Genomic DNA, 26,494 nt, shown 5'->3' with positions numbered 1-26,494 from the left:
GTTACCGCAGCGCGCCCTTCGCCTTTAATGCAGCCTCTTTCTCGGGGTTGACCCACCAAAGATCGAGATAGCCAAGCGTAAATGGCGGCAGGTTTTCGGGGTACTCATACATGTCGTAATAGGCCGTCCAGTAGTCCGCCACATATCCATCGGGGATGATGAAGAACTCATACCGCAACACACGATCCAGCGCCATAAGCGCCGCGTCCTGTTCCGCCTGATTTGTGGTGTCAAAAGAGGCTTCGATCACGGCATCCACCAGCGGGCTGGCAAGTCCGGCGGGGTTGAACAGGCTGAACGCTGCCTCTTCCGAACCATACATCTGGCTCAAACCGCCACCTGTCGACAGGAATGATCCATACCGATTGGAATACACCATATCGTAATCCCGCTCGCGCCTGCGCAAGGTGAACTGAGACGGGTCCACCTTTTCCGCCGAAGCGTCAACGCCGATCGACTGCAGGTTCTGCACAAAGGTTTCGATCATCGTCGCGGTCGAGGTTGGAATACTGGACGCATAGGGAATGTTCACCTTCAGGGTTTCACCTGCCGCATTGCGACGCAGATTTCCATCGCCCACCGGCCACCCGGCCTCATCCAGAAGTTTCGACGCCTTGCGCAGGTTGCGGCGATCGTTCAACCGCGCCGGGTTGGACTCGTGCGTCAACAGGGCCGGTTCGCTCAGAACATCTGCTGAGACCACATCACCCAGCGACTCCAGAAACGCCAGTTCAGCACCTTCCGGCGCGCCGGTGGCTTCTAGATGCGTGCCCTGAACAAAAGAGTTCCGGGGAGTATTTAATCCGAACATCAGTGATTCATTGGCCCATTCGAAATTGAACGCCAGCGCCAAAGCCTTGCGCACGTTTTTATCCGCGAATTGGGGCTTGCCGAGGTTGAAGACAAAGCCCGATGGTGTCGGTGGGCTGCCATCGGTGATCTCATCCCGCACGACCGAGCCTGCGCTTAGTTTTGGAAAGTCGTAGCTAGAGGCCCAGAGTTTTGGGTCACTTTCGATACGCATCGTATATTCACCCGCCTTGAATCCTTCGAAGGCGGCGGTCTGGTCGGCGAAATACTCGACCCGAATGGTGCCATAATTGTTGCGGCCCACATTGATCGGCAGATCTTTCGCCCAATAATCGTCCCGAAGCTTGTAAACGATGCGGCGATTGATGTCGTAGCTGTCAAGTTTGTACGGCCCCGAGCCCACCGCCACCTCAAGCCGGGGTTCATCCAGACGCCGGCTGTCATCCGCTTCGAACCACGCTTTTGAGAAAACTGGCGTTGATCCGACGGTTTCAATCAACCCCCGTCTTGTCACGTCGGGGCTGAAGGTGAACTTGACAGTGTGGTCATCCAGCGCCTCAGCCCCGGTAACCATCCGCCCAACCGCCTGCGCATAGGATGGCAGACCCTGTTCGATAAACAGGCGATGGCTATAGACCACATCCTCGGCCGTGACCGGGGTTCCGTCCCAAAACGTCGCCTCGGGGCGCATGTGGAAAATCACATAATTGCGGCCTTCGTCGTATTCCATGCTTTCCGCAAGCAAACCGTAATATTGCCCGACGCTGTCCGAAGTACTGTCGATCAGCGAGTCGTATTGCAGCGTCGTAAGCGCCCCGGCCCGGCCTTTGCGCGAGTACGGGTTCAGAGAATCGAATGTACCTGATCCAGCAAGCGACAACTCTCCGCCCTTTGGGGCATTGGGGTTCACATAGTTCAGGTGCGGATAGTCAGCGGGATAGTCGAGGTTTCCAAAGTAGGAATAGCCGTGGCTGCGGGTGACGTTTTCCTCAGCGGCAACAGCTTTGTCACCAACCCCAAGCATGAGCGCCGCGGCAATTCCCATAAAGGCTGCCCAAGGCCGAACAGTCGTTACGCGCGGTGCAGGCGGCAGGGGTTTCATATGCTCATCCTCTGGTTCGTTGACTTCTTTAACCTTGTAAGCGCCAGCTAAAAGACCAGCGCTGTCATATGCAAGTTTAGAATGCGTGAACGCTTTGTGAAGTTCTTCTTAAACAAAAATAAAGCCGCTGCGGGAAGCAGCGGCTTTAAAAATCGGGAAAACCGAGTGTCGGATCAGTTGCCGATTGTCTGCAGATAAGCAATCAGGTCGGCGCGCTCTTGCGGCTTTTTCAGGCCGGCAAAGCTCATGGAAGTGCCCGAGATATACGCGCTTGGGCGCTCCAGGAAGGCATCCAGCGCTTCGGGTGTCCAGTTTCCGCCATGGGCCTGCATGGCAGCCGAGTAGCCTGTGAATCCGTTTGCCGAGGCGACCGGGCGGTCAACTACACCGTACAGGTAGGGGCCGGTGCCGTTCGCGCCGTCTTCCAGCTTGTGACATGCGGTGCACTTGCGGAAAACTCTGGCGCCTTTTTCGGGGTCAGCGGCGGCCAGCATATCTTCGAAAACCACCTCTTCGCCGTCAGCGCTTTCACCCGCGCTTTCGGTTTCGATGATATATGCGGCTGTCTCGCCATGCCCATCGGCGTGGTAAAGAGCTTCGGCACCCCATTTGGCCAGAAGCAGCACCAGAAAGGTGCCAAACAGGCCTGCGGCGGCCTTGGTAACTGTCATCGTGTCGAACATTGATCGCGAGTCCATTTCAGCTGTCTGCGGGGTGTCTAAGGCTTCCCCTAGCAAGAGGCAAGGTATAGACACCGCGACTAAACGCCCAATTCAAGAACTTGTTGCACGGAATCGACCAAATGACCAAACGTATCGCATTTCAGGGAGAACCCGGCGCCTATAGTCACGAGGCCTGCCGCAATGCCCGCCCCGACATGGAGGCCCTGCCCTGCCGCACATTCGAGGATGTGATCGAATCGGTCCGATCGGGTGAAGCTGATCTGGCGATGCTGCCGGTGGAAAACACGACCTATGGCCGCGTCGCCGATATACACCGTCTGCTGCCCCATAGCGGCCTGCACATCATTGACGAGGCATTTGTCCGGGTTCACATCAATCTACTGACCGTTCCGGGCGCCAAGCTTGAAGATATTATCGAGGCGCACTCTCATCTGGTTTTGCTGCCGCAATGTGCAGAGTTCCTGAAGAAGCACGGAATCAAAGGCCGTGTCAGCCCGGACAATGCCCGCGCCGCCCGCGAAGTTTCAGAGCAGGGCGATCTGCATTCGGCGGCGCTGGCCAGTGAACTGGCTAGCGAAATTTACGGCCTGAACGTCATGGCCCGACACATTGAAGATCGCGACAACAACACCACCCGGTTTCTGGTCATGTCGCGTCAGGCGGATATGTCCCGGCGTGGCGAACACGGCATGATCACCAGCTTTGTCTTTCAGGTGCGCAATATTCCTGCGGCGCTGTACAAGGCGATGGGCGGATTCGCGACCAATGGCATCAACATGACCAAGCTGGAAAGTTACATGGTGGATGGATCATTCACCGCCACGCAATTCTACGCAGACATCGTCGGGCACCCGGAAGACCGGAATGTAAAACTGGCGATGGAAGAACTGGAGCACTTTACCACCAACGTCGAGATTCTGGGCGTCTACCCGGCTGCCCAGCCGCGCGGCTAGCAGCTTTTTCCAGCGGCGCCTGCCAAATCCGGTCAGATGCCATGCTGATGTCGTTCTTCCATCTCTCTGGCGAATTCGCTTAGGCGCGCCTGAAACCGACGCCGGAACCGGTTTTGACCCAGCCGGAGGGATTGCAGGAAAAGCCGGGCAGGCAGCGACTTGGCCGCGAGTGACATGTCCACTTCCAGCCGTGTGCGGCGCTGCGACAAGGCCATAAACTCGACGGTCGTCGTGCCGTTCAGTCCTTTTCCCGTCGCCTCGAACCGCATCTGTGATGGCGGATCGCATTCGGCCATCACAATCTCGACCTGCCGCGGTTTGCCACGCAGCCTGAATTCCGTTGTCCAGGTTGTTCCGGGGACCACGCCCATATGGCCGGTCAGGCGCCGCACTTCGATTCCCCGGCGCATCGCCATTCGTTCAAAACGCTCAAAATCAGTGACCATCTCGAACACGGCGTTGATCGGGGCTTGGATATCTTCACGCGCAGTGAATTGCATTTCAGTTCGCGGCTCTCTTACTTGTCAGCCCAGTATTTTGTCAGTCCAGCGTGTCCGCAAGCCAGTTTTGCAAAAGGAAATGCGCAATGGCACCTTTACGCGCAGGCAGAAGGTTTGGGTGTTCGCCCGCGAAGGCCTGCATCATCTCTGACTTGCTGACCCACATCGCGTCTTCAATCTCAACCGGATCAATTTTGATCTCTTTGGACAGCGCCTCACCCGCGCAGCCAAACATCAGCGACGCGGGAAAGGGCCAAGGCTGGCTGGACAGGTAAGAGACCCGGCCAACAGGCACGCCCGCCTCTTCCATGACCTCGCGCCTGACGGCGGCTTCCAGTGTCTCACCCGGTTCGACAAACCCGGCAAGCAGCGAATACATCCCCTCGGGCCAGCCCGGTGATCGACCGACCAGAACCGTTTCTCCGTGTGTGATCAGCATGATGACAACCGGATCTGTGCGTGGAAAATGGTGCCCACCGCAACTGGGGCAGCTACGCTGCCATCCGGCCTGCGTCATTTCGCTGGCCGCGCCGCACCGGGCACAAAACCGATGCGTTTCGTGCCAGCCAATCACAGCCTTGGCCGAGGCCGCCAATTCTGCGTCACGCGGGGACAGGCGGGTCATAATGCGGCGCAGTTCGGCAAAGACGAACCCATTGGGCAGACCGGGATGCTGCTGCTCGGACCTGTCAAAGAAACCGCCGACCTGCGAGATATCCAGATCATCGGCGGCCCAGTTCGAAATATCGACGGCAAACACGGGCGCGTCGTCGGACAAGCCCAAAAATATCGGCTCATCCGTGATACCGCCGGGTCCGTTGTTCACCAGTTGATGCGTCATTGGGATGAAACCCAGTCGGTCCAGCGCCTCCCCCTGAACCAACAGCTTGCCACGCCACAGCAAAATGCACCGTGCCTCGGGATTCGCGCGCGCCAACGCGATCTCATCTGCGTCTGCGCGAATATGCGCCGCACGATCCAGGCCAGAGCCACCAAACGTCACATGTTCCGCGTTTTTCATTGCAGTTCCTTCGGATTTTCCGCACAGGGCTGCCATGGCAGCCACGACGTTGCAATGGCTTTTCAGCTTCTTATGAAAAAGTTCCTGCGCCGCTGAAAAGCCTTAGCCTGACCTTGAAATTTGCACCTGATACGCTTTTTGTTGAAATTGATTAATAAAAAACTGCCAAAAGTAGAGTAGTGAAACCTCCCTCTTCCTTAATGACAGCGCAGATCCGGATATTGGCGACAACCGATCTGCACATGAATTTGACCGGATTCGACTATTATGCGGACACTCCTGACCCTTCGATCGGCCTGAGCAGAACCGCAAGTCTGATCAAAGCGGCCCGAACGCAGGCCCAGTCTCAAGGGCGCCTTGTCTTGCTGTTCGACAATGGTGACGCCCTTCAAGGTGCGCCCATTGGTGAATGGGCCGTGGCGCAGACCGACAGCCGTCACATCCTGATGCAAGCCTTTGATGACCTTGGTTATGACGCCGTTGGGTTGGGAAACCATGACTTTGGGTTCGGGCTTGAGGTACTGGACCGCATAGTCGCCCAAGCCACGTGCCCGGTCATTTGCAGCAATGCCACCAGAGCCGACCGCCCGGCAAGCTGGCAGGCGCATACGATTCTTGACCGGAACATCAAAATGCAGGGGCAAGATCTGGTTTTGAAAATCGGTGTGTTCTCTGTCCTCCCACCGCAGACAGCCAAGTGGGAAGCGCACCGCCTGCAAGGTGCCGTTTCGGTAGAGGACATCCTGACGTGCGCCCATCGAAAAACGCGGGAATTGCGATCCGGGGGATGCGATCTGATTGTGGCACTTGCCCATACAGGGCTTGGCGCCGCTGCACCCGCGCCCAATCTTGAGAATGCGGCTATCCCCCTGGCAGCGGTGCCCGGAATTGATGCGATCATTGCTGGGCATTCCCACTTGACCCTGCCCGGCTCTGCTCATCAGAGTCTGGAGCATGTCGACCCACAACACGGTCTTGTTCACGGAAAACCGGTTGTGATGCCGGGCGCGGCCGGTTCGCATCTGGGCATCATTGACCTGACGTTGCACCAAAAAGACGCGGGCGGGTGGTCGATTGGGGACCAACATGTGGAACTGCATTCTGTTTCACCAGCGACGCCCGCGGCCCCGACGGAAGAGGACGCTGATCTGAAGCGTCTGTTCGCACAAGCACATAAAGAGACACGGTTGCACTCGGCCAAGCCTGTCGGCGAAACGCGTCAAAATTTGCACAGTTATTTCAGCTTCTGTGCGCCGGACAGGGGGCTTGCGCTGGTCGCGGCAGCGCAAGCCGCCGCGTTGCGCCCCTTCCTAAAAGGAACAACGCACGAGGGCCTACCGGTTCTGTCAGCCGTATCGCCCTCGAAATTCGGAGGGCGCGCAGGGCCACGATCCTTTACCGACGTTCCGGCGGGTCAAATCCGGCTTCGCCATGTCAACGACCTGAACATCTTTCCAAACGAAATGCAGGCCGTCGTGGTTTCGGGCGCGCAGATTAGAGACTGGCTTGAGATGTCGGCTGGCGTGCTCAATCAAATGCACGCAAGTCAACAAATCGACCTGCGGAATTCCGCGCGCGCCGGTTACAATTTTGATATCCTGCACGGCCTTAGCTACCAGATCGACCTTGGTATGCCCGCGCGGTTCGACGCGGGCGGCAATTTGACGAATTCATCGCATAACCGCGTCAAGAATATTCGCCTTGCCGAGCACCCTATCGACGATCAGCAATCCTTTGTTGTTGCCCTCAACAACTACCGGGCCAGCGGAGGTGGGCATTTCCCCTTCGTAGACACCGCAAGGCAGATTCCGTTACCAGTTTTGTCGATCCAATGCATTGTTCGGGATTATGTCGCGGGCCGCCTTCCCGCGGATCCGTTGGCGGATGCGCCGCGGCCATTCACACTCAGACCGCTATCCGGGGCGTTTGCGATTCTCAGAACCAGTCCCAAGGCGCAGCACCATTTAGCTGAATTGCAGACGTATAACCCGTCAGTCATTGGGCGCGATGACGATGGTTTTTTACTAATCCGGCTTACGCTGTGACGGGTTGTCATCCGCAAACGAAATGCATATATCCACCCCTGAGAGGTTGGCGCGGGCGAGCGCCTCGCCAACCTGGTCAGGTCCGGAAGGAAGCAGCCACAACGAGCCCCGCTTGGGTCGATGTCCAACCTCTCACTTCCCCCCACATGCTTAAGGCTATTCCGCGATCCGGCATGAACAAGCCCGCCGCCCTATCGGGAAGACAACCCTGCGTCTAAAGCGGTGACAAAGCCCGCTTGACTCGGACCGATTTCACCGGATAGCGCTGACTTGATGGTTCTCGACCCGGCTTACCGGGAAGGGATGAAAAGGGAACACGGTGCGGTCCTGCCCCGGCGATGCCGAAACGGACCAATGCCGCGACTGCCCCCGCAACTGTAAGCGGTGAGCAATGCCGAGACACCACTGGCCCAACGGCTGGGAAGGTTGGCAAAGCGATGACTCGCAAGTCAGGAGACCTGCCATCTGACTGAAACCGAAACTCGGGCGGGGTGTCCGGGCAGGTCAAAGCCGCACAAAGCGACCTGACCCACGCCCCCCGTCCTTCGCGCGGAGGGCGCACAATGATCTGGAAGACAAAAACGCACGAGTTTTCTGCAACGATTTGTCAGAAAACCGGCAAACCCTGTCCGGCCTTGGCAAGGATGGCACGTGCCATGGCGGACGCGATGGCGACAGCGCAGCCTGTCACAACCAAAGAGTTCGAGGTCGAAGGCAGTGGAGAGCTTTCGCATTGCGCAGAAGGGTGCACAGCACGGTTTCGCGCCCATTCAGATCTGATCAGGGTTTATTGTGGTACGCCCCCGGATACACCGACGACAAAGCTGGACGATTACGCCGACATGATGTTCGGGACCAGCCTGTCGGCCATGCCAACCGGAACGCTGTCCGATATGCCCTGCGCAATGCTCGAGGTTACAACCTTGGGACTGCGTCCCGCGGCTGGTGACCCACAACCAGCCATGGCGTGACGTCAAAGCCCGGTTGATGCCGGTGCCGTGGCCCAAGCCATCTGCGCGTCGGTTTCGACGGCGCACGGCCGGACCGCGCGCAACCGGCGCAGCGCCTTATCCGGGGCTTCACCGCCTTCGACCAGCAAGCGCAACACAATCATGCCGGACCGCCCGCATCCGCCCCGGCAATGAACCAAGACCCGTCCACCCGCAGACAGGACGCGGTGTGCATCGGTGCTGGCGTTTGGCCAATCACACCTTACGTTCGATGACGGTGCGCCAAAATCCTGCACCGGAAGATGAACCCAAGTGATTGCGCGGCTCTGCAGGTCGCGCCCGAGATGGTGCGCTCCTACGGCCTCCAACTCATTGGAAGTGGTCATCGAAATGACCATTGCCGGCCGCCATTGCATGATCCGCTCAAGATCCCCGGCAAAGTCGCCGTGCCGACCTGGCATTTGCGCCAAGCCCAACAGACCGGACCGAACCGGCATTGAGTAAATTTCAAACCTGTCCAAGGTGCGCACTCTGCCAGAAGGAAATGGCTGGGCAAGCCGATACACGCCCACCCGAACCTGTATCCAATGTGCCGCAGTAATCCAAATCGAATTTCATCGCTCCCTGCGGTGGACGTGAGCGGCAGGGGTCACTACGCTGCAAAGCTGATACGAATCCGACAGAGCAGACATGACCGAAACACCAAGCCCCGCCTATCAGGTGCTCGCCCGCAAATACCGTCCTGAAACTTTTGCCGACCTCGTGGGCCAGGACGCCATGGTACGTACCCTGAAAAACGCGTTCGAGGCCGACCGGATAGCGCAGGCCTTTGTCATGACCGGCATTCGCGGTACCGGCAAAACCACCACCGCGCGGATCATTGCCAAGGGCATGAACTGCATCGGACCAGACGGTGAAGGCAAAGCGACAATCGAACCCTGCGGCCAGTGCGAACACTGCGTGGCCATCATGGAGGGCCGCCATGTCGACGTAATGGAGATGGACGCCGCAAGCCGCACCGGTGTGAACGACATTCGCGAGATCATCGAAAGCGTCCGCTATCGTGCCGCCAGTGCGCGCTACAAGATATACATCATCGACGAAGTTCACATGCTGTCGAACAGCGCGTTCAACGCTTTGCTCAAAACCCTTGAAGAACCGCCTGAGCATGTGAAGTTCATCTTTGCCACAACCGAAATCCGAAAGGTTCCGGTGACGGTCCTGTCGCGGTGTCAACGCTTCGACCTGCGCCGGATCGAACCCGAGGACATGATCGGCCTGCTGAAAAAAATCGCAACTGCCGAGAACGCTCAGATTGCCGAGGACGCCTTGGCGCTGATCACTCGTGCGGCGGAAGGTTCGGCCCGGGATGCGACCTCGCTGCTGGATCAAGCCATTTCGCATGGTGCCGGGGAAACCAGCGCGGATCAGGTGCGGGCCATGCTGGGGTTGGCTGATCGCGGGCGGGTGCTGGACCTGATGGACATGATCCTGCGCGGCGATACCGCCGGAGCGTTGACGGAGCTTGGCGGTCAATATGCCGAAGGTGCCGACCCGCTGGCCGTACTGCGCGATCTGGCCGAGATCACGCATTGGGTCTCGGTGGTCAAGATTACGCCGGACGCAGCCGAAGATCCGACAGTCTCGCCTGACGAACGCGCCCGGGGCGTCCAGATGGCCGAGGCCCTTCCCATGCGCATTCTGACCCGGATGTGGCAGATGTTGCTGAAAGCACTCGAAGAAGTTTCGGCAGCGCCCAATGCCATGATGTCCGCAGAAATGGCTATCATCCGGCTGACCCATGTCGCCGACCTGCCCACCCCGGAAGAGCTGATCAGACGTCTTCAGGACGCCCCGCCCCCTGCCCCGAACGGCGGGCCCGGCGGTGGAATGTCAGCGCCTACTCAGGGCACCGTTCAGGCACATGCGCCAGCGGCACAATCCTACGCGGCGCCAGCGGGTGGTGGCGCGGGCGCACCCAGCGCGGCTTTGGCGCGGGAAACACAGACCGCTCTGGCCCGGTATCCGACATTAGAACATGTGGTTGAACTGATCCGCACAAACCGGGATGTGAAACTGCTGGTAGAGGTTGAAAACGGCGTGCGTCTGGTTTCGTACCAGCCGGGGCGGATCGAATTTACTCCGGCCGACAACGCTCCGACGGATTTGGCGCAACGACTGGGGTCAGCGTTGCAACGCTGGACCGGAAATCGTTGGGCGGTATCGGTCGTATCGGACGGCGACATGGCGACAATTGCCGAAGTCAGGGACGCGGCAGACCTCGCCCTGCGCGCTGAGGCCGAGCAGCATCCGCTGGTTCAGGCGGTGCTGAAACAATTCCCCAAGGCTCGGATCAAAAGGATCGAAACGCCCGCGGAACGCGCCGCAAAGGTCGAAACCGAAGCCTTGCCCGAAGTCGAAGACGAATGGGACCCGTTCGAAGAGGACTGAACCCTTCGCGAAAAACACCCGAAATACTCCCGCGCCCGCCACGGACCATCGGCTGACGCCGACAGCCCTGAGCGGACTTGGGCCCGGCAGCGTGGGCAAGGCCCGCGCTGCCGGGCCCAACGGGAGGAAAGGTCTTGCCAAAGACCTTGACGACAGGCGGGAGCCCCACGGCCCTTGTGCCGCGCGGGTGCCGCCCGTATTTAGGCTTCAAACGGACTTACAGGAGAAACACGATGCTCAAAGGACTCGGCGGTCTGGGCGACATGGCCAAGATGATGAAATCCGCACAGGATTTGCAGACCAAGATGACCGACATGCAGGAAGAACTGAACACCATCATGGTTGTCGGCGAATCTGGTGCCGGGCTGGTCAAGGCCACCGCCACTGCAAAAGGCGAGCTGAAAGGTCTGGACATCGACCCGTCGATCTTCAATGGCGACGACAAGGAAGTGGTCGAGGACCTGATCCTTGCTGCCATCAAGGACGCACAGACCAAAGCCGCAGAGCGGTCGCAGGAAGAAATGGCAAAGCTCACCGAAAGCATGGGCCTACCCGCAGACATCAAGCTGCCGTTCTGATAGACACTCCTGACGAAACACAGGCCGGGCGCGCATGCCCGGCCCATTTGCAGGAGCGCGCTCAGTGAGTTCGAACAGCGACATCGACAACCTGATCGACCTGTTGGCCAAGCTGCCGGGTCTGGGTCCGCGCTCGGCCCGCCGCGCAGTGCTGCACCTGATCCGCAAGCGTGCCCTGCTGCTGACGCCCCTGTCAGACGCCATGCAACAGGTCGCCATCACCGCCCGCGAATGCCTGAACTGTGGCAACGTCGGCACCACCGATATCTGCGATATCTGCGACAGCGAGGCCCGCGCGACTGGTGAGCTTTGCGTGGTCGAAGACGTCGCCGACCTTTGGGCGATGGAGCGCGCGGGCGTGTTTAAAGGCCGCTATCACGTTCTGGGCGGCACATTGTCGGCACTGGACGGCGTCGGCCCGGACGAGCTGCGCATTCCGCGCCTCAAGGACCGGGTGGTCGCCGAAGGAGTTACCGAGGTTATCCTCGCCTTGAACGCCACCGTTGATGGCCAGACCACGGCGCATTACATCGCCGATCAGCTAGAGGGGCAGGTCCGCCTGACCTCTCTGGCGCAGGGCGTGCCGATTGGCGGAGAGCTGGATTATCTGGATGACGGGACGATTACAGCGGCGCTGCGTGCGCGGAAAGAACTTTGATCTTATCAAAAGTTCCGGGTGACAAATGCTCCGGCTAGTCTCTTGTGATTCCACATTGTACCACCCATTCGTGCGGCAAAACATTGACTGCGATGTTGTTTGGCAGTTGGTAAAACGACATGGTTCGGTAGCTCCAAGCATAAGGAACGCAGTCCTTAAGCGCAGCCGCATGCAAATAGAACTGAAACTCTCTTGGCGCATTTCGAAGCGTCTGAAAGAATGAGTTTCTGAACTCCGCATCCGCATCAAAAACATTGATCGATCTAGCGCGCAGGACGCTTGCATAAGATCCGACAAAGACGCTTGATAGGCTCATGGCCAAGACAATGAACACCGGCAGAGTGATATGGGCTTCGAAATTTAACCTGCTAAAGAACGCACTGACCAATAAACCCAAAAAACCGCCGAAGAACACGAGAATCGGCCAAAAAGGGGCGCCCAATCGATCGCTCCAAAATGTTACAAATGCAATTGGCTGAAGAACATTTCCGAACAAGATAAGCGCCGTTGCAGCGTATGCAAAAACACTGCAAAAAAAGGCGAGCAGTAGTTTCATTGCTCCAAATTACCCTATTCCACACAAAGAAATTATGTCTTTGTAATTCAATAAAAAGTCACTAACCTCAACTGTGCCACGTTAACTGTAGAGTTGTTTAGTGACCCGCCTTCTCGCCCTCACCCTCGCCGCCTTAACAGCAACCGCCGCCTGGTCGCAGGAACTCGTCGACAAAGGCTTTGCGGAGGGTTGGAACATCATGATGGACCCTGCGCTTGGCAACGGGTGCTTGATTCAGACGGTGTATGAGGATCTGTCGGTGGTTCGGATTGGTTACGACGCGCTGAACAATCGCGGGTATTTTACGGTTTTCAACAAGGCGTGGGGCGACATCGAACAGGGCCAAAGCTATCCCATCCGGTTCGAACTGGATGGCAAAAGTTTTGATGCCACGGCCACGGGGTTCAAATTGGACCGCGTGCCGGGTGCGACCGTGTTTTTCACCGACCGGAACTTTGTGAATGCGATCGCTCAGAACCGCACGATGACCGTTTACAATCCGGCAGGGGAAACTGTCATGGCCATAGACCTGAAGGGCACGGCCAAGGCGCTGGAATACGCGCGCGACTGTCAGAACAAGAAACTCTAGCGAATCGGATCGAACAGGGCGTCCTTGGCTGCACAATCGCGGATCACGTCCTGGCCGCAGGGAACGGGTTTAAGATCGCGCGACAGGCACAAACGGACTTCTTCAATGTAGCCTTGTTTGCAGGTGATGGTGATCATGTCCGGTGTTAGTCCCGGATTAGCTTTCAGAAACGCCTCCTCAACCACCGAAGCCGGCAGTTTGACGGCCTCTTCCAGCTTGCGAAAGACCTCGGGCCGCGCGACTTGCTGATATGCTTGGCGCGACAGCGCGAAATAGTCCGGCGCGGACAGGCCCGAGCAGGTTCCGTGTTTCTTCCACTGGTGCCACGCCAAACCGGACGTGCCCTGAATATCCGCCATTTCCCGCGTCATACGACGGGTGGGTGGCGCCACGGCGGTTCGGCAATAGGACGGCCAGCCCTGATGAAACTGAGGCCACAACCCGTGCAGGATCCAACCATGATCGTGACGCGCATCGCATTGATCCGAGCTACGCGCATCCCCTTCACGCGCGCACCAGTTGGGCGACCAACTGAGGGACAGAACATAATAGTCGAATTCCCCTGCCTTTTCGCCCTCGGCCAGCGCCGTCGCCGCACTCAGAACGCATAATAACAGCCCCAGAATCCCTTGGCGCATTCGCCTCTTCCCTTCTTGACCTTGCGCGACTATATACGGGCCAAGTTCCCCGACAACGGAAACCTGCCCCAAGACCACGGGGCCGCCGAATTCCGGCGACGGGACAGATGTATTTAAAGGAGACGGGCTGATGGCAAAACCGCTTATGGCCAAGGCAACAGCCGTATGGCTGGTGGACAACACCACGATCAGCTTCAAGCAGATCGCGGATTTCGTAGGTATGCACGAGCTTGAGGTGCAGGGCATCGCCGACGGCGACGTGGCCGCTGGCGTCAAAGGCTTTGACCCCATCGCCAATAACCAACTAACCCAGGACGAGATCGACGCCGCGCAGAACAACCCGCTGCACAAGCTCAAGCTTAAGTTCAACGCTGCTGCGGCAGGCGAGGAAAAGCGCCGTGGCCCGCGTTACACCCCGCTGTCCAAGCGTCAGGACCGTCCGAACTCGATCCTTTGGCTGGTCAAGTTCCACCCTGAACTGAGCGACGGCCAGATCGCCAAGCTGGTCGGCACCACCAAGCCCACCATCCAGTCGATCCGCGAGCGCACCCACTGGAACATCGCCAACATGCAACCCATCGACCCGGTTGCCCTGGGCCTGTGCAAACAGTCCGAACTGGATGCGATCGTGCAGAAGGCGGCCGCCAAGAAAGCCGCCGAAGGTGGCGTCATGAGCGATGACGAACGCCGCAAGCTGGTTTCGACCGAGCAGTCGCTGGAAATGGACGCCGCGCCAAAAATCCCGACCGCCATCGAGGGCCTCGAGACATTCTCGCTGTCTGACGAGCCGGTCGAAGAAAAAGACGACGAACCGGTCATCGACGCGGATAGCTTCTTCAACCTGCCCAAAGGCGGGGCCGAGGATGAAGACGAAGACGATCTGCGCCCCTAATCTACAGACAGCCCCTGCCTGAACAGGCCGGGGCTTTTTTGACGGTACCCCCATGCTGAATGTCTTGTCTGCCCTATTTGGTCCACACCGTGCCGTGTCGATCTATGCTTTTATGAAAACCAAGGGTCTGGCTGTGCTCGGAGGTGTCGGAGTCGTTGCCGTTGCAGCGGCCCTATTGCTTCTCAACGATGACGGGCGCCACGAACACGAAGCATTCATGACGGTTCCGGTCCTGTCTGCCACGCCGATCAACGGAGATCTCAAGAATGGGGTCATTGCCTCGGTACGGTTGCCGGACGGGTCTGCAACGTCGATCTCGTCGACAGAATCACCGATTTCCCAGACCGTTGGCGACAGCGCCTGCATAGAAAAACGCGTGTATGTCGAAAGTGGTGAACCGCGATACCGCTTCAAGCTGCCACGCTACTGCGACGCAAGCTGATCACGCGAAACCGTCCGGTGAGAAAACACCGGGCGGTTTTTCCTTTTACGCGTCTGGGGTTCAGCTTGGCACCCAAATCGCACTAAACCATCTGAAAGATGATCCCTGCGACAATGGCGCCGGTTATGCCCAGCCCCAGATAGGTCGCAAACACCTTCGGCTTGACCAGCGACCAGACGGCTGCCATGGCCGGGATCGAACTGACCGCACCTGCAACCATGAAGGACATGGCGGCACCGACGCTCATCCCTTGTTCAGTCAGACCGGCCAGCAGCGGCGGTGCGACGTATGAGTTCAGGTAGGCCGGCATTCCAACCAGGGCTGCGATAACGATGGGCACGACACCCTCACCACCAACCACGCGGGCAATCAGATCGGCGGGCACATAGCTGACCAGCAGCGCCTCAAGGACATAGGCAAGGGCCAGCCATTTCAGCAAGAACAGACCGTTGTGAACAAACTCGGTGCGAAAGCGCTGACGACGCTCGGGCTGCTGCCAGAACCGCCAGACGGGTTTGTCGTCTTGCTTTGGGCCGCACCCGCAGCATCCAGCGGGTTTGTATTCCCGGAGCGGTTGCGCGAATGCGCCGCTGCGCATCAGACCGCGCACGACAAAACCACCGAACAATCCCAAGGCAACGGCGGCTACGGCTTTACCGATCGCGAACGGCCAGCCCAACGCACCTGCGGTGATCAGCAATGTGGGCGGGTCGATCAAAGGCGAGCTGAGCCAGAACGCCATCACCGCCGACAAGGGCGCACCCAGCGCCAGCAGACCGGCGATAAACGGGATCACCTCGCAGGAACAAAATGGTGCCAACCCACCAAACAGAGCGGCGAGGAAAATCATCCGTGTCTCGCGCCCCTCAAAGGCGCGCGCGACCATGACTTCGGCCCCTGTCGCCTTCAGGTAAGACAGAAGCAGGACGGCAAACAAGATATATTGACCGGTGTGGGCAAGGGCCTTGCCTGCGAATGTGACAACCTCTGCCCAGTTTCCGGGGTCCAGAACCGCCACGGCAATCAAGATCGCAACGATCACAGCCCAAGGCGTTTTAATCACGTCCAGCGCGGCTTTTCCCGAAATCTTCGGGTTCTGTGTCAGTTCAGCCATCGTTCGCGGCCTTTCCTTCTTCGTCCACGCAGCACTCGGACAGGATGAACTGCGCCAGGTTTCGCAACTCGTCATAGCTGGCGCGGTTGATCGTGGTGCGCCCGATCTTTTCCTGCTGCACCACACGTCCGGCTGCCAGAAACCGCAGGTGATGGGCCAGCGTAGAAGGCGCGATACCCGTGCGTTCCTGTATTTCCCCTACGGTCAGCCCGGCTTCACCTGCACGGACCAGAGTTTTCAGAACCTTCAACCGGGCCTCGGACCCCATGGCCGAAAATCCCGCAGCGGCGGTTTCCCACATTTCGTGCGCTCAATTAAACTAGATTTCTAGTTATTTAGGCGGGTCGATTTCTGGTGTCAATGAAAATGATCAAAAACCAGTAAGTCCAGATTGCTCACCCTATAAGTCCACCCTATAAAGCCCTATGGGCATTTCGGTCGACACTTTCTTTCTGGAACTCAACGGTCAGGGCACGCTGCAGGCACAGATCCAGCAGATGATTGCCGAGGGTATCCTGTCGGGCCGTTTCCACGTGGGTGAGAAACTGCCGTCATCCCGCAAACTGGCCGCACATCTGGGGGTCAGCCGGATCACGGTAACGCTGGCCTATACGGAGTTGCTGGCCAATGACTACCTCACCTCCAAAGGGCGGTCGGGGTATTATGTGTCGGAAAATGCGCCGGTGCCGCCGAAATACACGCCCACTCCGCGCGGAAATGAAACGGTCGATTGGAACACGGCGCTGGCCCGGCGTTTTTCGGACGGGGATACCCTGACCAAACCCGCAGATTGGCGCGATTACCGCTATCCGTTCATCTATGGTCAGGCCGACCGGTCGCTGTTTGACCACGCCAACTGGCGGCTTTGCGCGGTCAGGGCGCTGGGACATAAGGATTTCGATTCCCTGACCGGGGATTACGTGGATCAGGACGACCCCCTGCTGGTCGAGTTCATCGCCCGCCACACCCTGCCCCGCCGCGGCATCGCAGCCCGACCCGAAGAGATTCTGATTACAATGGGCGCGCAAAACGCGCTTTGGCTAGCCTCGCGCATTCTGTTGAACCGCAACCGGACGGCGGTGATCGAAGACCCGTGCTACTATGCCCTTCGCGACCTGCTGAACCATTCCGATTGCAAAGTGGCCCCGGTCGCCGTGGACCGCGACGGCTTGCCACCCGAGGCATTGCCCGACCAGACCGATGTGATTTTTACCACCCCCAGCCACCAAAGCCCGACCACCGCGACCATGCCTGTGGACCGGCGCACCGCTCTGCTGGCCCATGCCCGCGAATTGGACGCGATGGTGGTCGAGGATGACTATGAATTCGAGATGGCCTTTCTGGGTGCGCCCTCGCCCGCGCTCAAGTCGATGGACCGGGACGGGAGGGTGATCTATGTGGGCAGCTTCTCGAAATCGCTCTTTCCCGGCTTGCGCCTTGGCTACATGGTAGGGTCCGAGCCATTTATCCGCGAGGCCCGCGCCCTGCGATCACTGGTCTTGCGCCACCCGCCAGGACATATCCAGCGCACGGCCGCCTATTTCCTGTCGCTTGGCCACTATGACGCGCAGATCAGGCGGATGTCCAAGGCGCTGGCCCAACGGCGCACGGCGCTAGATCAGGCCGTCGAACAGAATGGCCTGACTGTCGCCGGGCGCGGCGTTCTGGGCGGTTCATCAATCTGGATGTCGGCACCGGATCATGTGGACACAACCCGGCTGGCTAAGGCCCTGCAAGGCCAAAGCGTCCACATCGAACCCGGCGCGCCATTCTTTTCCGAACCCGACCGGCCCCGGAATTTCTACCGTCTGGGATATTCCTCAATCGCGCCGGATCGCATCGCACCGGGCGTAAAACGCATCGCCGAGGTGATCCGCGACTATTAGCGGAAGTACTGGACCTATTCCGCTGCGCATTCTGGCCCTAACGTCACTCTTCCCCATCCGTCAAAACCATATCTAAAGGCGGGGCGAAAGACCCAGCCATTCCACATATGCGCGGAGATCATTCAGATGAAAATGACCACGGAAGAGGCCTTTGTTAAGGTTCTGCAAATGCACGGAATCGAACATGCGTTCGGGATTATCGGCTCGGCCATGATGCCAATCTCGGACCTGTTCCCTAAGGCGGGGATCATGTTCTGGGACTGCGCGCATGAAGGCAGCGCCGGAATGATGGCCGACGGCTATACCCGCGCCACCGGCAAGATGTCGATGATGATCGCGCAGAACGGGCCCGGCATCACCAACTTTGTCACCGCTGTTAAAACCGCCTATTGGAACCACACCCCGCTGCTGCTGGTCACCCCGCAGGCCGCGAACAAGACCATCGGTCAGGGTGGTTTTCAGGAAGTCGAGCAGATGAAACTGTTCGAAGACATGGTCGCCTATCAGGAAGAGGTCCGCGACCCGTCCCGCGTGTGCGAGGTTCTGAACCGCGTGATCATGCAGGCCAAACGCGCCAGTGCGCCTGCGCAGTTGAACATCCCGCGCGATATGTGGACTCAGGTCATCGACGTCGACCTACCCGCAGTTGTTGAGTTCGAGCGCCCTTCGGGCGGCGAAAGCGCCGTGGCGCAGGCGGCCGATCTGCTGTCGAATGCCAAGAACCCGGTGATCCTGAACGGCGCGGGCGTGGTTCTGTCCGAAGGCGGGATCGAGGCGTCTAAAGATCTGGCCGAGCGTCTGGATGCGCCGGTCTGCGTTGGCTATCAGCACAACGATGCCTTCCCCGGTTCGCACCCGCTGTTTGCCGGGCCGCTGGGCTATAACGGCTCAAAAGCGGGGATGGAATTGATCAGCGAGGCTGATGTGGTTTTGTGCCTCGGCACCCGCCTGAACCCGTTCTCGACCCTGCCCGGCTATGGCATGGAATACTGGCCGACGGACGCCAAGATCATTCAGGTCGACATCAACGCCGACCGGATCGGCCTGACCAAGACGGTTTCGGTGGGCATCATCGGTGACGCGGCCAAGGTGGCCAAGGGCATTCTAGCGCAGCTAAGCGATACTGCAGGCGATGCAGGGCGGATTGAACGCAAGTCGCGCATCGCCCAGAAAAAATCCGCATGGGCGCAGCAACTCTCCAGCATGGACCACGAAGATGACGATCCGGGCACCACATGGAACCAGCGCGCCCGCGCCGCCAAGCCCGACTGGATGAGCCCCCGCATGGCGTGGCGCGCGATTCAGTCCGCCCTGCCGAAAGAGGCGATCATCTCGTCCGATATCGGCAACAACTGCGCCATCGGCAATGCCTACCCATCCTTCGAGGATGGTCGCAAGTATCTGGCGCCCGGCCTGTTCGGCCCGTGTGGCTATGGCCTGCCGTCGGTTGTGGGCGCCAAGATCGGCAACCCGGACGTGCCGGTTGTCGGGTTCTCGGGCGACGGAGCCTTTGGTATCGCGGTCAACGAACTGACCGCCATCGGGCGCGAGGAATGGCCCGCCATCACCCAGATCGTCTTCCGCAACTATCAGTGGGGGGCCGAAAAGCGAAACTCGACCCTGTGGTTTGACGACAATTTCGTTGGCACCGAGTTGGACACCAAAGTGTCTTACGCCGGAATTGCACAAGCTTGCGGTCTGAAAGGCGTCGTGGCGCGCACGATGGACGAGCTGACGGCCGCCCTGAATCAGGCTATCGAAGACCAGAAGAACGGCATCACCACCCTGATCGAAGCCATGATCAATCAGGAACTGGGCGAACCCTTCCGCCGCGACGCGATGAAAAAGCCGGTGGCGGTTGCGGGCATCAGCGCCGATGACATGGCCCCACAGGCCGGGGCGTAACCCCCGTGAAGCCTCTGCGCGCCATTCTCGGGACGGCAAGCGCGTCGGACAAAATCATCGCCCTGTCCGAGGGCGACGATCCCCGCGTTGTCGAAGGCGCGGTGAAAGCCGTAAAAGAGAATGTCGCGCGGATCATCCTGATCGGAGACAGGGCCGAAGTTTCGGCCCTGCTTGAAACCCATGACGGGTATGATTCAGACCGGATCGACATCCACGATCCGGCCACGTCGGACCTGACGCCCGGCCTTGCGCAAGCGCTATACGAACGGCGCAAGCACAAGGGCATGACGTTGGAAAACGCGCGCCAGCAGATCACCAACCGTCTGATCTATGCCGCAATGCTGGTGCAACAGGACATCGCCGACGGCACTGTCGGCGGCGCGGTCGAGACAACCTCTGACACCGTGCGCGCCGCGTTACAGATCATCGGCACCGCGCCCGAAGCCGCGATGGTATCCAGCTTTTTCCTGATGTTGTTCTGCCAGGACCATCACGAGGTCAAAGGCGCCCGAATCTTTGCCGATTGCGGGCTGATTGTGGACCCCGACGCACAAGAGATGGCAGAGATCGCCCGCGCCTCGGCTGACTCCTACACGACCCTGACCGGCGAGGTTGCGCGGGTGGCGATGCTATCCTTTTCCACCTCAGGCAGCGCAGAACACCCTAAGGTTTCGAAAGTGGTCGAAGCGACGCAGATCGCCCGCGCCAAAGACCCAAGCCTGCTGATCGACGGAGAGCTACAGTTCGACGCCGCCTTCGTGCCTGAAATCGCCGCCGCCAAGGCCACGGACTCACCACTCAAAGGTGAAGCAAATGTCTTTGTCTTCCCCAGCCTGAACGCGGGCAATCTGGGTTATAAAATCGCGCAACGCATCGGTGGGGTCGAGGCGATCGGCCCCGTGCTGCAAGGATTGGCGAAACCCGCCAACGACCTGTCACGCGGCTGTTCATCCGAGGACATACTGCACATGATCGCCGTCACCGCCGTTCAGGCGCAACACAACGATTCCGGGACGTAAGTCGTCCTCACAAGAAAAAATGAAAACATTATTCCGATTTACCTCATTTTATGAGAAAAGTCGGATCGCAGTCTTTAAGGGGGGCGCTTTTGAACCAGCCAGTGATCGACACCTCGCCCAAGGTCTCAGACGAGGTCCGCAAGACCACCTGCTACATGTGCGCCTGCCGCTGCGGTATCAATGTCCACATGAAGGACGGCAAAGTTGCCTATATCGAGGGCAACCGCGACCACCCCGTGAACAAGGGCGTTCTGTGCGCCAAGGGCAGCGCCGGGATCATGCAGGTCAACGCGCCCTCGCGCCTTCGTAAACCGCTGCGCCGGGTCGGCCCGCGTGGCTCGGGCGAATTCCGCGAAATCGAATGGGACGAGGCGATCAGCACCGCTGTCGGCTGGCTGAACGAACTGCACGAAACCGCCCCACAGAAACTGGCCTTCTTCACCGGGCGCGACCAAAGCCAGAGCTTTACCAGTTTCTGGGCGCAGCATTTCGGCACGCCAAACTATGCGGCCCATGGCGGATTCTGCTCGGTCAACATGGCGGCGGGTGGGATCTACACCATGGGCGGCGCGTTCTGGGAATTCGGCCAACCCGACTGGGAGCACACCAAGCTGTTTATGCTATTCGGTGTGGCCGAGGATCATGACAGCAACCCGATCAAGATGGGGATCGGCAAGATCAAGGCACGCGGCGCGCGGGTGATCGGTGTGAACCCGATCCGCTCGGGCTATAACGCCGTCGCTGACGATTGGGTCGGGATCACGCCCGGCACCGATGGACTGTTTATCCTGTCGCTGATCCATGTACTGATGAAGGCAGGAAAGATCGACCTCGACTACATCAGCCGCTACACCAATGCGCCGGTTCTGGTGAACGCTGCCGAGGGCCCGGAAAAGGGCCTGTTCCTGCGCGACGCCGACGGTAAACCACTGGTGATCGACCGCGTGACAGGCGAGCCCACCGCCTTTGACAAACCCGGCGTCCGCCCGGACCTGTCGGCCACATACGACAAGGACGGCGTCACGCACCGCCCAGTTTTTCACCTGATGGCCGAGAAATACCTGTCCGACGACCACGCGCCCGAGGCCGTGGCCGAACGCTGCGGCATACCGGCCAAGCGCATCCGCGCCATCGCTGCTGAAACCGCCCGCGTCGCCTTTGACGAAGCGATCGAGCTGGACCACGAATGGACCGACTTCCGAGGGGAGAAGCACTCGAAAATGACGGGCCGCCCGGTCAGCTTCCATGCCATGCGCGGGATTTCGGCCCATGCCAACGGCTTCCAAACCTGTCGCGCGCTGCATGCCCTGCAAATCCTGCTTGGCACAGTCGAGGTTCCCGGCGGCTTCCGCTTCAAACCGCCCTACCCCAAACCGGTCGAGGCCCACCCCACCCCGCACGGCGACCGCCGCCCGGGTCGCCCGCTGGAAGGCCCCCATCTTGGCTTCCCGCGCGGCCCCGAAGACCTGCTGCTGGACGAAAACGGAAATGCCCAGCGCATCGACAAGGCGTTCACATGGGAAAACCCAATGTCGGCGCATGGGCTGATGCATATGGTGATCTCGAACGCCGCCGCCGGTGATCCTTACAAGATCGACACGCTGTTCATGTATATGGCGAACATGTCGTGGAACTCCTCCATGAACACCAAGGGCGTGATGGAGATGCTTTCGGCCAAGACCGAAGACGGCAAATACGTCATCCCCAAGATCATCTACTCGGATGCCTATTCCTCGGAAATGGTCGCCTATGCCGACCTGATCCTGCCCGACACAACTTATCTGGAACGACACGACTGCATCTCACTTCTGGACCGCCCAATCTGCGAGGCCGACGCCGCCGCCGACGCGATCCGCTGGCCCGTGATCGAACCCGACCGCGACGTACGCGGGTTCCAGTCGGTGCTCATTGAACTGGCCAACCGCATGAGCCTGCCGGGCTTCACAAACGAACACGGCACACCAAAATGGAAGGATTACGCTGACTATATCGTCAACCACGAACGCAAACCGGGCATCGGCCCGCTTGCCGGGTTCCGGGGTGAGGACGGCGACAAGGAAGGGCGTGGTGAGGTCAACCCGGACCAGTTAAACCGGTACATCGAAAACGGCGGCTTCTACGTGGCCCACATCCCCGAAGGCGCGGACTACTACAAACCGTGGAACACCGCCTATCAGGATTGGGCCGTTGACATGGGCCTCTATGACAGCCCGCAACCCTACTTGTTCCAGCTCTATTCCGAACCGATGCGCAAATTCCAACTGGCCGCCGAAGGGCATGGTGACCGCCAGCCCCCCGAGCACCTGCGCCAGCGCCTCAAAGACACGATGGACCCGCTGCCCATCTGGTACGAAACCGACCAGCAGGGCAACGAAGGCTTCACCGTCAACGCCCTAACCCAACGCCCCATGGCGATGTATCACAGCTGGGGCACCCAAAACGCATGGCTCCGCCAATTGCACGGGCGCAACCCGCTTTACGTGCCCACAAAGCTGATGCGCGAACACGATCTGCAAGACGGTGACTGGGCCAAAGTCAGTTCACCGCATGGGGAAATCACAATCCCAGTCATGGAAATGGCTGCACTGAACGAAAATACCGTGTGGACATGGAACGCCATTGGTAAGCGCAAAGGTGCCTGGGCCCTGCAAGAAGACGCCCCCGAAGCCACCAAAGGCTTCCTGCTGAACCACCTGATCCACGAACTCCTCCCACACAAAGGCGATGGAATGCGCTGGGCCAATTCCGACCCGGTTACCGGACAGGCCGCGTGGTTCGACCTGAAGGTCAAAATCGAAAAGGCCGCGCCGCCTGAGGATGCGGAAAGCCAACCGGAGTTTAGCCCGATCAAGTCGCCTGTGGGGACCGGGCCCAAAGACCTCGCTTGGAAGGTTGGCAAATGACCCGATCCGCTCTTCATCTGGCCCAAAATATCCCGGGGTCTGGGGCAGAGCCCCAGCCCGCCGTCACCCCAAACGCAGAGGCAAGGCAACCATGACCCAGCTCCCGCAATCCACCGAGCGCAAAATGGGGCTGGTGATCGATCTCGATACCTGTGTCGGGTGCCATGCCTGCGTAATATCGTGCAAAGGTTGGAACACAGAAAACTATGGCGCTCCCCTTTCGGATCAGGATGCCTATGGCAGCAATCCCTCAGGCACGTTCCTGAACCGAGTTCATTCCTACGAAGTGCAACCCAATCAAGGCCCGGCCCAACTGATCCACTTTCCAAAGTCCTGCCTGCATTGCGAGGACGCCCCATGCGTCACCGTTTGCCCAACCGGGGCCAGTTACAAGCGGGTCGAGGATGGCATCGTGCTGGTCAATGAAAGTGACTGCATCGGATGTGGGCTCTGCGCGTGGTCCTGCCCTTACGGCGCGCGTGAGATGGATATGGCGGAAGGTGTAATGAAGAAATGCACATTGTGTGTTGACCGTATTTACAATGAAAACCTGCCCGAAGTGGACCGAGTTCCATCCTGCGTTCGCACCTGCCCCGCAGGGGCACGGCATTTCGGTGATCTGGGAGACCCCGAAAGCGATGTCAGTAAATTGGTGGCCGAACGCGAAGGAATGGACCTGATGCCCGAGATGGGCACAAAACCCGTGAACAAATACCTGCCACCGCGCCCCAAAGATCAGGTGGAAGACCAGATTGATATTCTCGCGCCTCTGCTGGCTCCGGTCGCCGAAGAACCCAAGGGCTTTATCGGCTGGCTCGACAAAGCTCTGGAGAAGCTCTGATGCATCCAGCGCCTTCCGTCATCATCTTCACCACCCTGTCCGGTCTGGGTTTCGGTCTTCTCTTCTTTCTGGGTCTGGGGATGCCGGACGTCACCGGCTGGGTTGCGTTCGTCTTCTTTATTATCGCCTATGGCCTGTCTGTTGGCGGACTTATGGCGTCGACCTTCCACCTTGGGCACCCTGAACGCGCCTGGAAGGCCTTCACACAATGGAGGTCCAGTTGGCTTAGTCGTGAAGGTTGGTGCGCTGTCATCGCGCTGACCGTCATGGGCTTTTACGCGATTGGAGCGGTCTTTCTGGGACAAAAGTGGAGCGTGCTTGGGGTCATCGGGTCAGTGTTTTCGTTGGCGACTGTTTTCACGACGTCCATGATCTATACCCAACTCAAGACCATCCCTCGCTGGAACATGAAGCTGACACCGGCTCTGTTTCTGAGTTTCGGTCTGGCTGGCGGGGCTCTGCTTGCAGGTCAAACCCGGCTTGCCGTACCTTTGTTACTTATCGCCGCGACCATTCAAGCCCTTTATTGGTGGCAGGGCGACAAAGCGTTCGCCAAATCTGGAACCAACCTAGGCACGGCAACGGGTCTGGGGTCGCGCGGGGCAGTTCGGGCGTTTGAACCTCCGCATACCGGGACGAACTATCTGCTGCGCGAGTTCGTGCATGTCGTGGGACGCAAACATGCCGAGAAGCTGCGGATCCTTTCGTTTCTGTTGGCTTTCTTCGTACCAGTCGTTCTGCTGTTTTTGCCGTTCAACCACTTTTTTGCGCTGATCGCGGTGGTCTCGCATCTGGCGGGTGTCGCCGTGTCACGCTGGTTGTTTTTCGCGCAGGCCGAGCACGTGGTCGGATTGTATTACGGAAAGAGATAAAGAAGGGGGCCAGCCCCCTTCTTGGTCTTTCAGACCAATTCATCCCCCGGGATATTTTCAGCCAGATGAAGGGCGGACCCCGCCAAGGGTCAGCCGGGCTATAGGAGACCGGCGTGGACCAATGCCGCATCAATCGCAGATTTGGTATCTTCTTCCAGCTCAGTCAGAGGCGAACGGACTTCGGTGCTGCAGAGGCCGAGTTTACTGAGGGCGTATTTCGCGCCCACAAGCCCCGGTTCAACAAAGATCGCCTCGTGCAAAGGCATCAGCCGGTCCTGATATTCCAACGCCTTGGCGTAATCACCCTGAAGCGTCGCTTGCTGGAACTCGGCGCAGAGTTTCGGCGCCACGTTTGCTGTTACCGAAATGCAGCCCACGCCCCCATGCGCATTGAAGCCAAGTGCAGTTGCGTCTTCGCCTGACAATTGACAGAAATCTGCGCCGCAGGTGGCGCGCTGCTGGCTGACACGAGCCAGATCGCCGGTGGCGTCCTTAACGCCCACAATGCTCGGCAGTTCCGCCAACTCTCCCATCGTTTCAGGCGTCATGTCGACGACCGAGCGGCCCGGGATATTGTAGATGATGATCGGAATATCTGCGCAATCGTGCAGCGCCCGGAAATGTGCGATCAGTCCTTTTTGCGTCGGCTTGTTGTAATACGGGGTCACAACCAGCGCGGCGTCAGCGCCAACCTTCTGAGCGAATCGCACAAAACGGATAGCTTCGACCGTATTGTTCGATCCCGCACCCGCGATCACTGGTACGCGCCCGGCCGACGCCTTTACGACCTCTGCGACGACGGTTTCGTGTTCATCATGGCTGAGGGTGGGGCTTTCGCCGGTGGTGCCAACGGGAACCAGACCGGTTGACCCTTCGTGAATTTGCCATTCGACCAACCGTTTGAGCGTATCCAGGTCCAACTCGCCGTTAGTGAACGGGGTGACCAGGGCTGGCATCGAGCCTTTGAACATGACACGCTCCTCAGAGTGCAGTTGGCAATTATTGTGCCGCCAGCGATCACAATCTGAGTGATGTGAGTTGATCCCGGCGGCGCAAGGTTTATCCTGAATGGCTCTATCCTTGGTT

The 26,494-nt window shown here is 59.0% G+C and carries 25 protein-coding genes, 1 other RNA gene and 1 riboswitch; of the genes, 16 read left to right on the top strand and 10 right to left on the bottom strand.

The window, feature by feature from the left end; translation table 11 throughout:
• Window position 1: 1 nt before the first annotated feature.
• A complete protein-coding gene (locus GOV88_RS09195; protein ID WP_171240220.1) occupies window positions 2-1,912 on the bottom strand; it encodes an extracellular solute-binding protein in 1,911 nt (636 codons plus the stop codon).
• A gap of 173 nt (window positions 1,913-2,085) precedes the next feature.
• A complete protein-coding gene (locus GOV88_RS09190; RefSeq protein ID WP_171126447.1) occupies window positions 2,086-2,595 on the bottom strand; it encodes a cytochrome c family protein in 510 nt (169 codons plus the stop codon).
• Between the two features lie 119 nt (window positions 2,596-2,714).
• On the opposite strand from GOV88_RS09190, the gene GOV88_RS09185 reads away from it, so the two are divergent.
• Window positions 2,715-3,548 carry a prephenate dehydratase gene (locus tag GOV88_RS09185; RefSeq protein WP_171240219.1) on the top strand — a complete coding sequence of 278 codons (834 nt, stop codon included), beginning with the start codon at window positions 2,715-2,717 and terminating at the stop codon, window positions 3,546-3,548.
• Between the two features lie 32 nt (window positions 3,549-3,580).
• On the opposite strand, the gene GOV88_RS09180 is transcribed toward GOV88_RS09185, so the two are convergent.
• Window positions 3,581-4,048 (bottom strand): SRPBCC family protein, encoded by a 468-nt coding sequence (locus GOV88_RS09180; RefSeq protein WP_171124353.1) that lies wholly within the window; start codon window positions 4,046-4,048, stop codon window positions 3,581-3,583.
• Window positions 4,049-4,088: 40 nt separating this feature from the next.
• Window positions 4,089-5,069, bottom strand: coding sequence for an NAD(+) diphosphatase (nudC, locus tag GOV88_RS09175; protein ID WP_171126312.1), 981 nt, complete (start codon window positions 5,067-5,069; stop codon window positions 4,089-4,091).
• 200 nt (window positions 5,070-5,269) lie between these two features.
• Between nudC and GOV88_RS09170 the strand changes: the two genes are divergently transcribed.
• From GOV88_RS09170 to GOV88_RS09160, 3 genes are all read left to right on the top strand, one after another.
• Window positions 5,270-7,114 carry a bifunctional 2',3'-cyclic-nucleotide 2'-phosphodiesterase/3'-nucleotidase gene (locus tag GOV88_RS09170; RefSeq protein WP_171240240.1) on the top strand — a complete coding sequence of 615 codons (1,845 nt, stop codon included), beginning with the start codon at window positions 5,270-5,272 and terminating at the stop codon, window positions 7,112-7,114.
• 39 nt (window positions 7,115-7,153) lie between these two features.
• Window positions 7,154-7,252: signal recognition particle sRNA small type (gene ffs, locus GOV88_RS09165), an RNA gene on the top strand.
• Between the two features lie 119 nt (window positions 7,253-7,371).
• Window positions 7,372-7,595, top strand: a riboswitch (cobalamin riboswitch).
• Window positions 7,596-7,677: 82 nt separating this feature from the next.
• Entirely contained in the window at window positions 7,678-8,085 is a 408-nt protein-coding gene (locus tag GOV88_RS09160) for a hypothetical protein (RefSeq protein ID WP_171240218.1), read from the top strand.
• Between the two features lie 2 nt (window positions 8,086-8,087).
• On the opposite strand, the gene GOV88_RS09155 is transcribed toward GOV88_RS09160, so the two are convergent.
• Window positions 8,088-8,585 carry a dual specificity protein phosphatase family protein gene (locus GOV88_RS09155; RefSeq protein ID WP_254428820.1) on the bottom strand — a complete coding sequence of 166 codons (498 nt, stop codon included), beginning with the start codon at window positions 8,583-8,585 and terminating at the stop codon, window positions 8,088-8,090.
• Between the two features lie 169 nt (window positions 8,586-8,754).
• Between GOV88_RS09155 and GOV88_RS09150 the strand changes: the two genes are divergently transcribed.
• The 3 genes from GOV88_RS09150 (at window position 8,755) to recR (ending at window position 11,751) form a co-directional block, all read left to right on the top strand.
• A complete protein-coding gene (locus GOV88_RS09150) occupies window positions 8,755-10,515 on the top strand; it encodes a DNA polymerase III subunit gamma/tau (RefSeq protein ID WP_171240217.1) in 1,761 nt (586 codons plus the stop codon).
• Between the two features lie 233 nt (window positions 10,516-10,748).
• Window positions 10,749-11,093, top strand: coding sequence for a YbaB/EbfC family nucleoid-associated protein (locus tag GOV88_RS09145; RefSeq protein ID WP_170386032.1), 345 nt, complete (start codon window positions 10,749-10,751; stop codon window positions 11,091-11,093).
• 64 nt (window positions 11,094-11,157) lie between these two features.
• A complete protein-coding gene (gene recR / locus GOV88_RS09140; protein WP_170415635.1) occupies window positions 11,158-11,751 on the top strand; it encodes a recombination mediator RecR in 594 nt (197 codons plus the stop codon).
• A 34-nt stretch (window positions 11,752-11,785) separates the two neighbouring features.
• Here recR and GOV88_RS09135 read toward each other — a convergent pair whose 3' ends face one another.
• Complete coding sequence (locus tag GOV88_RS09135) at window positions 11,786-12,307, bottom strand: hypothetical protein (protein ID WP_171240216.1); 522 nt, start codon at window positions 12,305-12,307, stop codon at window positions 11,786-11,788.
• A 100-nt stretch (window positions 12,308-12,407) separates the two neighbouring features.
• Between GOV88_RS09135 and GOV88_RS09130 the strand changes: the two genes are divergently transcribed.
• A complete protein-coding gene (locus tag GOV88_RS09130; protein ID WP_171240215.1) occupies window positions 12,408-12,896 on the top strand; it encodes a hypothetical protein in 489 nt (162 codons plus the stop codon).
• Here GOV88_RS09130 and GOV88_RS09125 read toward each other — a convergent pair.
• On the bottom strand, window positions 12,893-13,534 hold the full coding sequence (locus tag GOV88_RS09125) for a ribonuclease T2 (protein ID WP_171240214.1): 642 nt from the start codon (window positions 13,532-13,534) through the stop codon (window positions 12,893-12,895). The genes GOV88_RS09130 and GOV88_RS09125 overlap by 4 nt on opposite strands.
• Before the next feature lie 130 nt (window positions 13,535-13,664).
• On the opposite strand from GOV88_RS09125, the gene GOV88_RS09120 reads away from it, so the two are divergent.
• A complete protein-coding gene (locus GOV88_RS09120; protein WP_170485727.1) occupies window positions 13,665-14,426 on the top strand; it encodes a DUF1013 domain-containing protein in 762 nt (253 codons plus the stop codon).
• Window positions 14,427-14,478: 52 nt separating this feature from the next.
• A complete protein-coding gene (locus GOV88_RS09115) occupies window positions 14,479-14,868 on the top strand; it encodes a hypothetical protein (RefSeq protein WP_171124372.1) in 390 nt (129 codons plus the stop codon).
• Window positions 14,869-14,950: 82 nt separating this feature from the next.
• On the opposite strand, the gene GOV88_RS09110 is transcribed toward GOV88_RS09115, so the two are convergent.
• Both GOV88_RS09110 and GOV88_RS09105 read right to left on the bottom strand, forming a co-directional pair.
• Window positions 14,951-15,982 (bottom strand): permease, encoded by a 1,032-nt coding sequence (locus tag GOV88_RS09110; protein ID WP_171240213.1) that lies wholly within the window; start codon window positions 15,980-15,982, stop codon window positions 14,951-14,953.
• On the bottom strand, window positions 15,975-16,283 hold the full coding sequence (locus GOV88_RS09105) for a helix-turn-helix transcriptional regulator (protein WP_171240212.1): 309 nt from the start codon (window positions 16,281-16,283) through the stop codon (window positions 15,975-15,977). The genes GOV88_RS09110 and GOV88_RS09105 overlap by 8 nt, the downstream gene beginning before the upstream one ends.
• Window positions 16,284-16,407: 124 nt before the next feature.
• On the opposite strand from GOV88_RS09105, the gene GOV88_RS09100 reads away from it, so the two are divergent.
• The 6 genes from GOV88_RS09100 to GOV88_RS09075 all read left to right on the top strand — a co-directional run bounded on the left by GOV88_RS09100 (window position 16,408) and on the right by GOV88_RS09075 (window position 25,408).
• The gene (locus tag GOV88_RS09100) at window positions 16,408-17,868 is read left to right on the top strand and encodes a PLP-dependent aminotransferase family protein (protein WP_171240211.1); all 1,461 of its coding nucleotides are present in this window, start codon (window positions 16,408-16,410) and stop codon (window positions 17,866-17,868) included.
• 126 nt (window positions 17,869-17,994) lie between these two features.
• Window positions 17,995-19,773, top strand: coding sequence for a sulfoacetaldehyde acetyltransferase (xsc, locus tag GOV88_RS09095; protein ID WP_171240210.1), 1,779 nt, complete (start codon window positions 17,995-17,997; stop codon window positions 19,771-19,773).
• Window positions 19,774-19,778: 5 nt separating this feature from the next.
• Window positions 19,779-20,792, top strand: coding sequence for a phosphate acetyltransferase (pta, locus tag GOV88_RS09090; RefSeq protein ID WP_171126324.1), 1,014 nt, complete (start codon window positions 19,779-19,781; stop codon window positions 20,790-20,792).
• Window positions 20,793-20,842: 50 nt separating this feature from the next.
• The gene (locus GOV88_RS09085; protein WP_171240209.1) at window positions 20,843-23,695 is read left to right on the top strand and encodes a molybdopterin oxidoreductase family protein; all 2,853 of its coding nucleotides are present in this window, start codon (window positions 20,843-20,845) and stop codon (window positions 23,693-23,695) included.
• 91 nt (window positions 23,696-23,786) lie between these two features.
• Window positions 23,787-24,536 carry a 4Fe-4S dicluster domain-containing protein gene (locus tag GOV88_RS09080; RefSeq protein WP_171124384.1) on the top strand — a complete coding sequence of 250 codons (750 nt, stop codon included), beginning with the start codon at window positions 23,787-23,789 and terminating at the stop codon, window positions 24,534-24,536.
• Window positions 24,536-25,408 (top strand): DmsC/YnfH family molybdoenzyme membrane anchor subunit, encoded by an 873-nt coding sequence (locus GOV88_RS09075; RefSeq protein ID WP_171240208.1) that lies wholly within the window; start codon window positions 24,536-24,538, stop codon window positions 25,406-25,408. The genes GOV88_RS09080 and GOV88_RS09075 overlap by 1 nt, the downstream gene beginning before the upstream one ends.
• Before the next feature lie 98 nt (window positions 25,409-25,506).
• Here GOV88_RS09075 and dapA read toward each other — a convergent pair whose 3' ends face one another.
• Window positions 25,507-26,379, bottom strand: a complete 873-nt coding sequence (dapA, locus tag GOV88_RS09070; protein WP_171240207.1) for a 4-hydroxy-tetrahydrodipicolinate synthase — start codon at window positions 26,377-26,379, stop codon at window positions 25,507-25,509.
• Window positions 26,380-26,494: the final 115 nt, after the last annotated feature.

It is taken from the genome of Ruegeria sp. HKCCA5491 (assembly GCF_013034565.1).
Taxonomy (GTDB): domain Bacteria; phylum Pseudomonadota; class Alphaproteobacteria; order Rhodobacterales; family Rhodobacteraceae; genus Ruegeria.
This window is presented reverse-complemented; position numbering and strand designations above follow the sequence as displayed.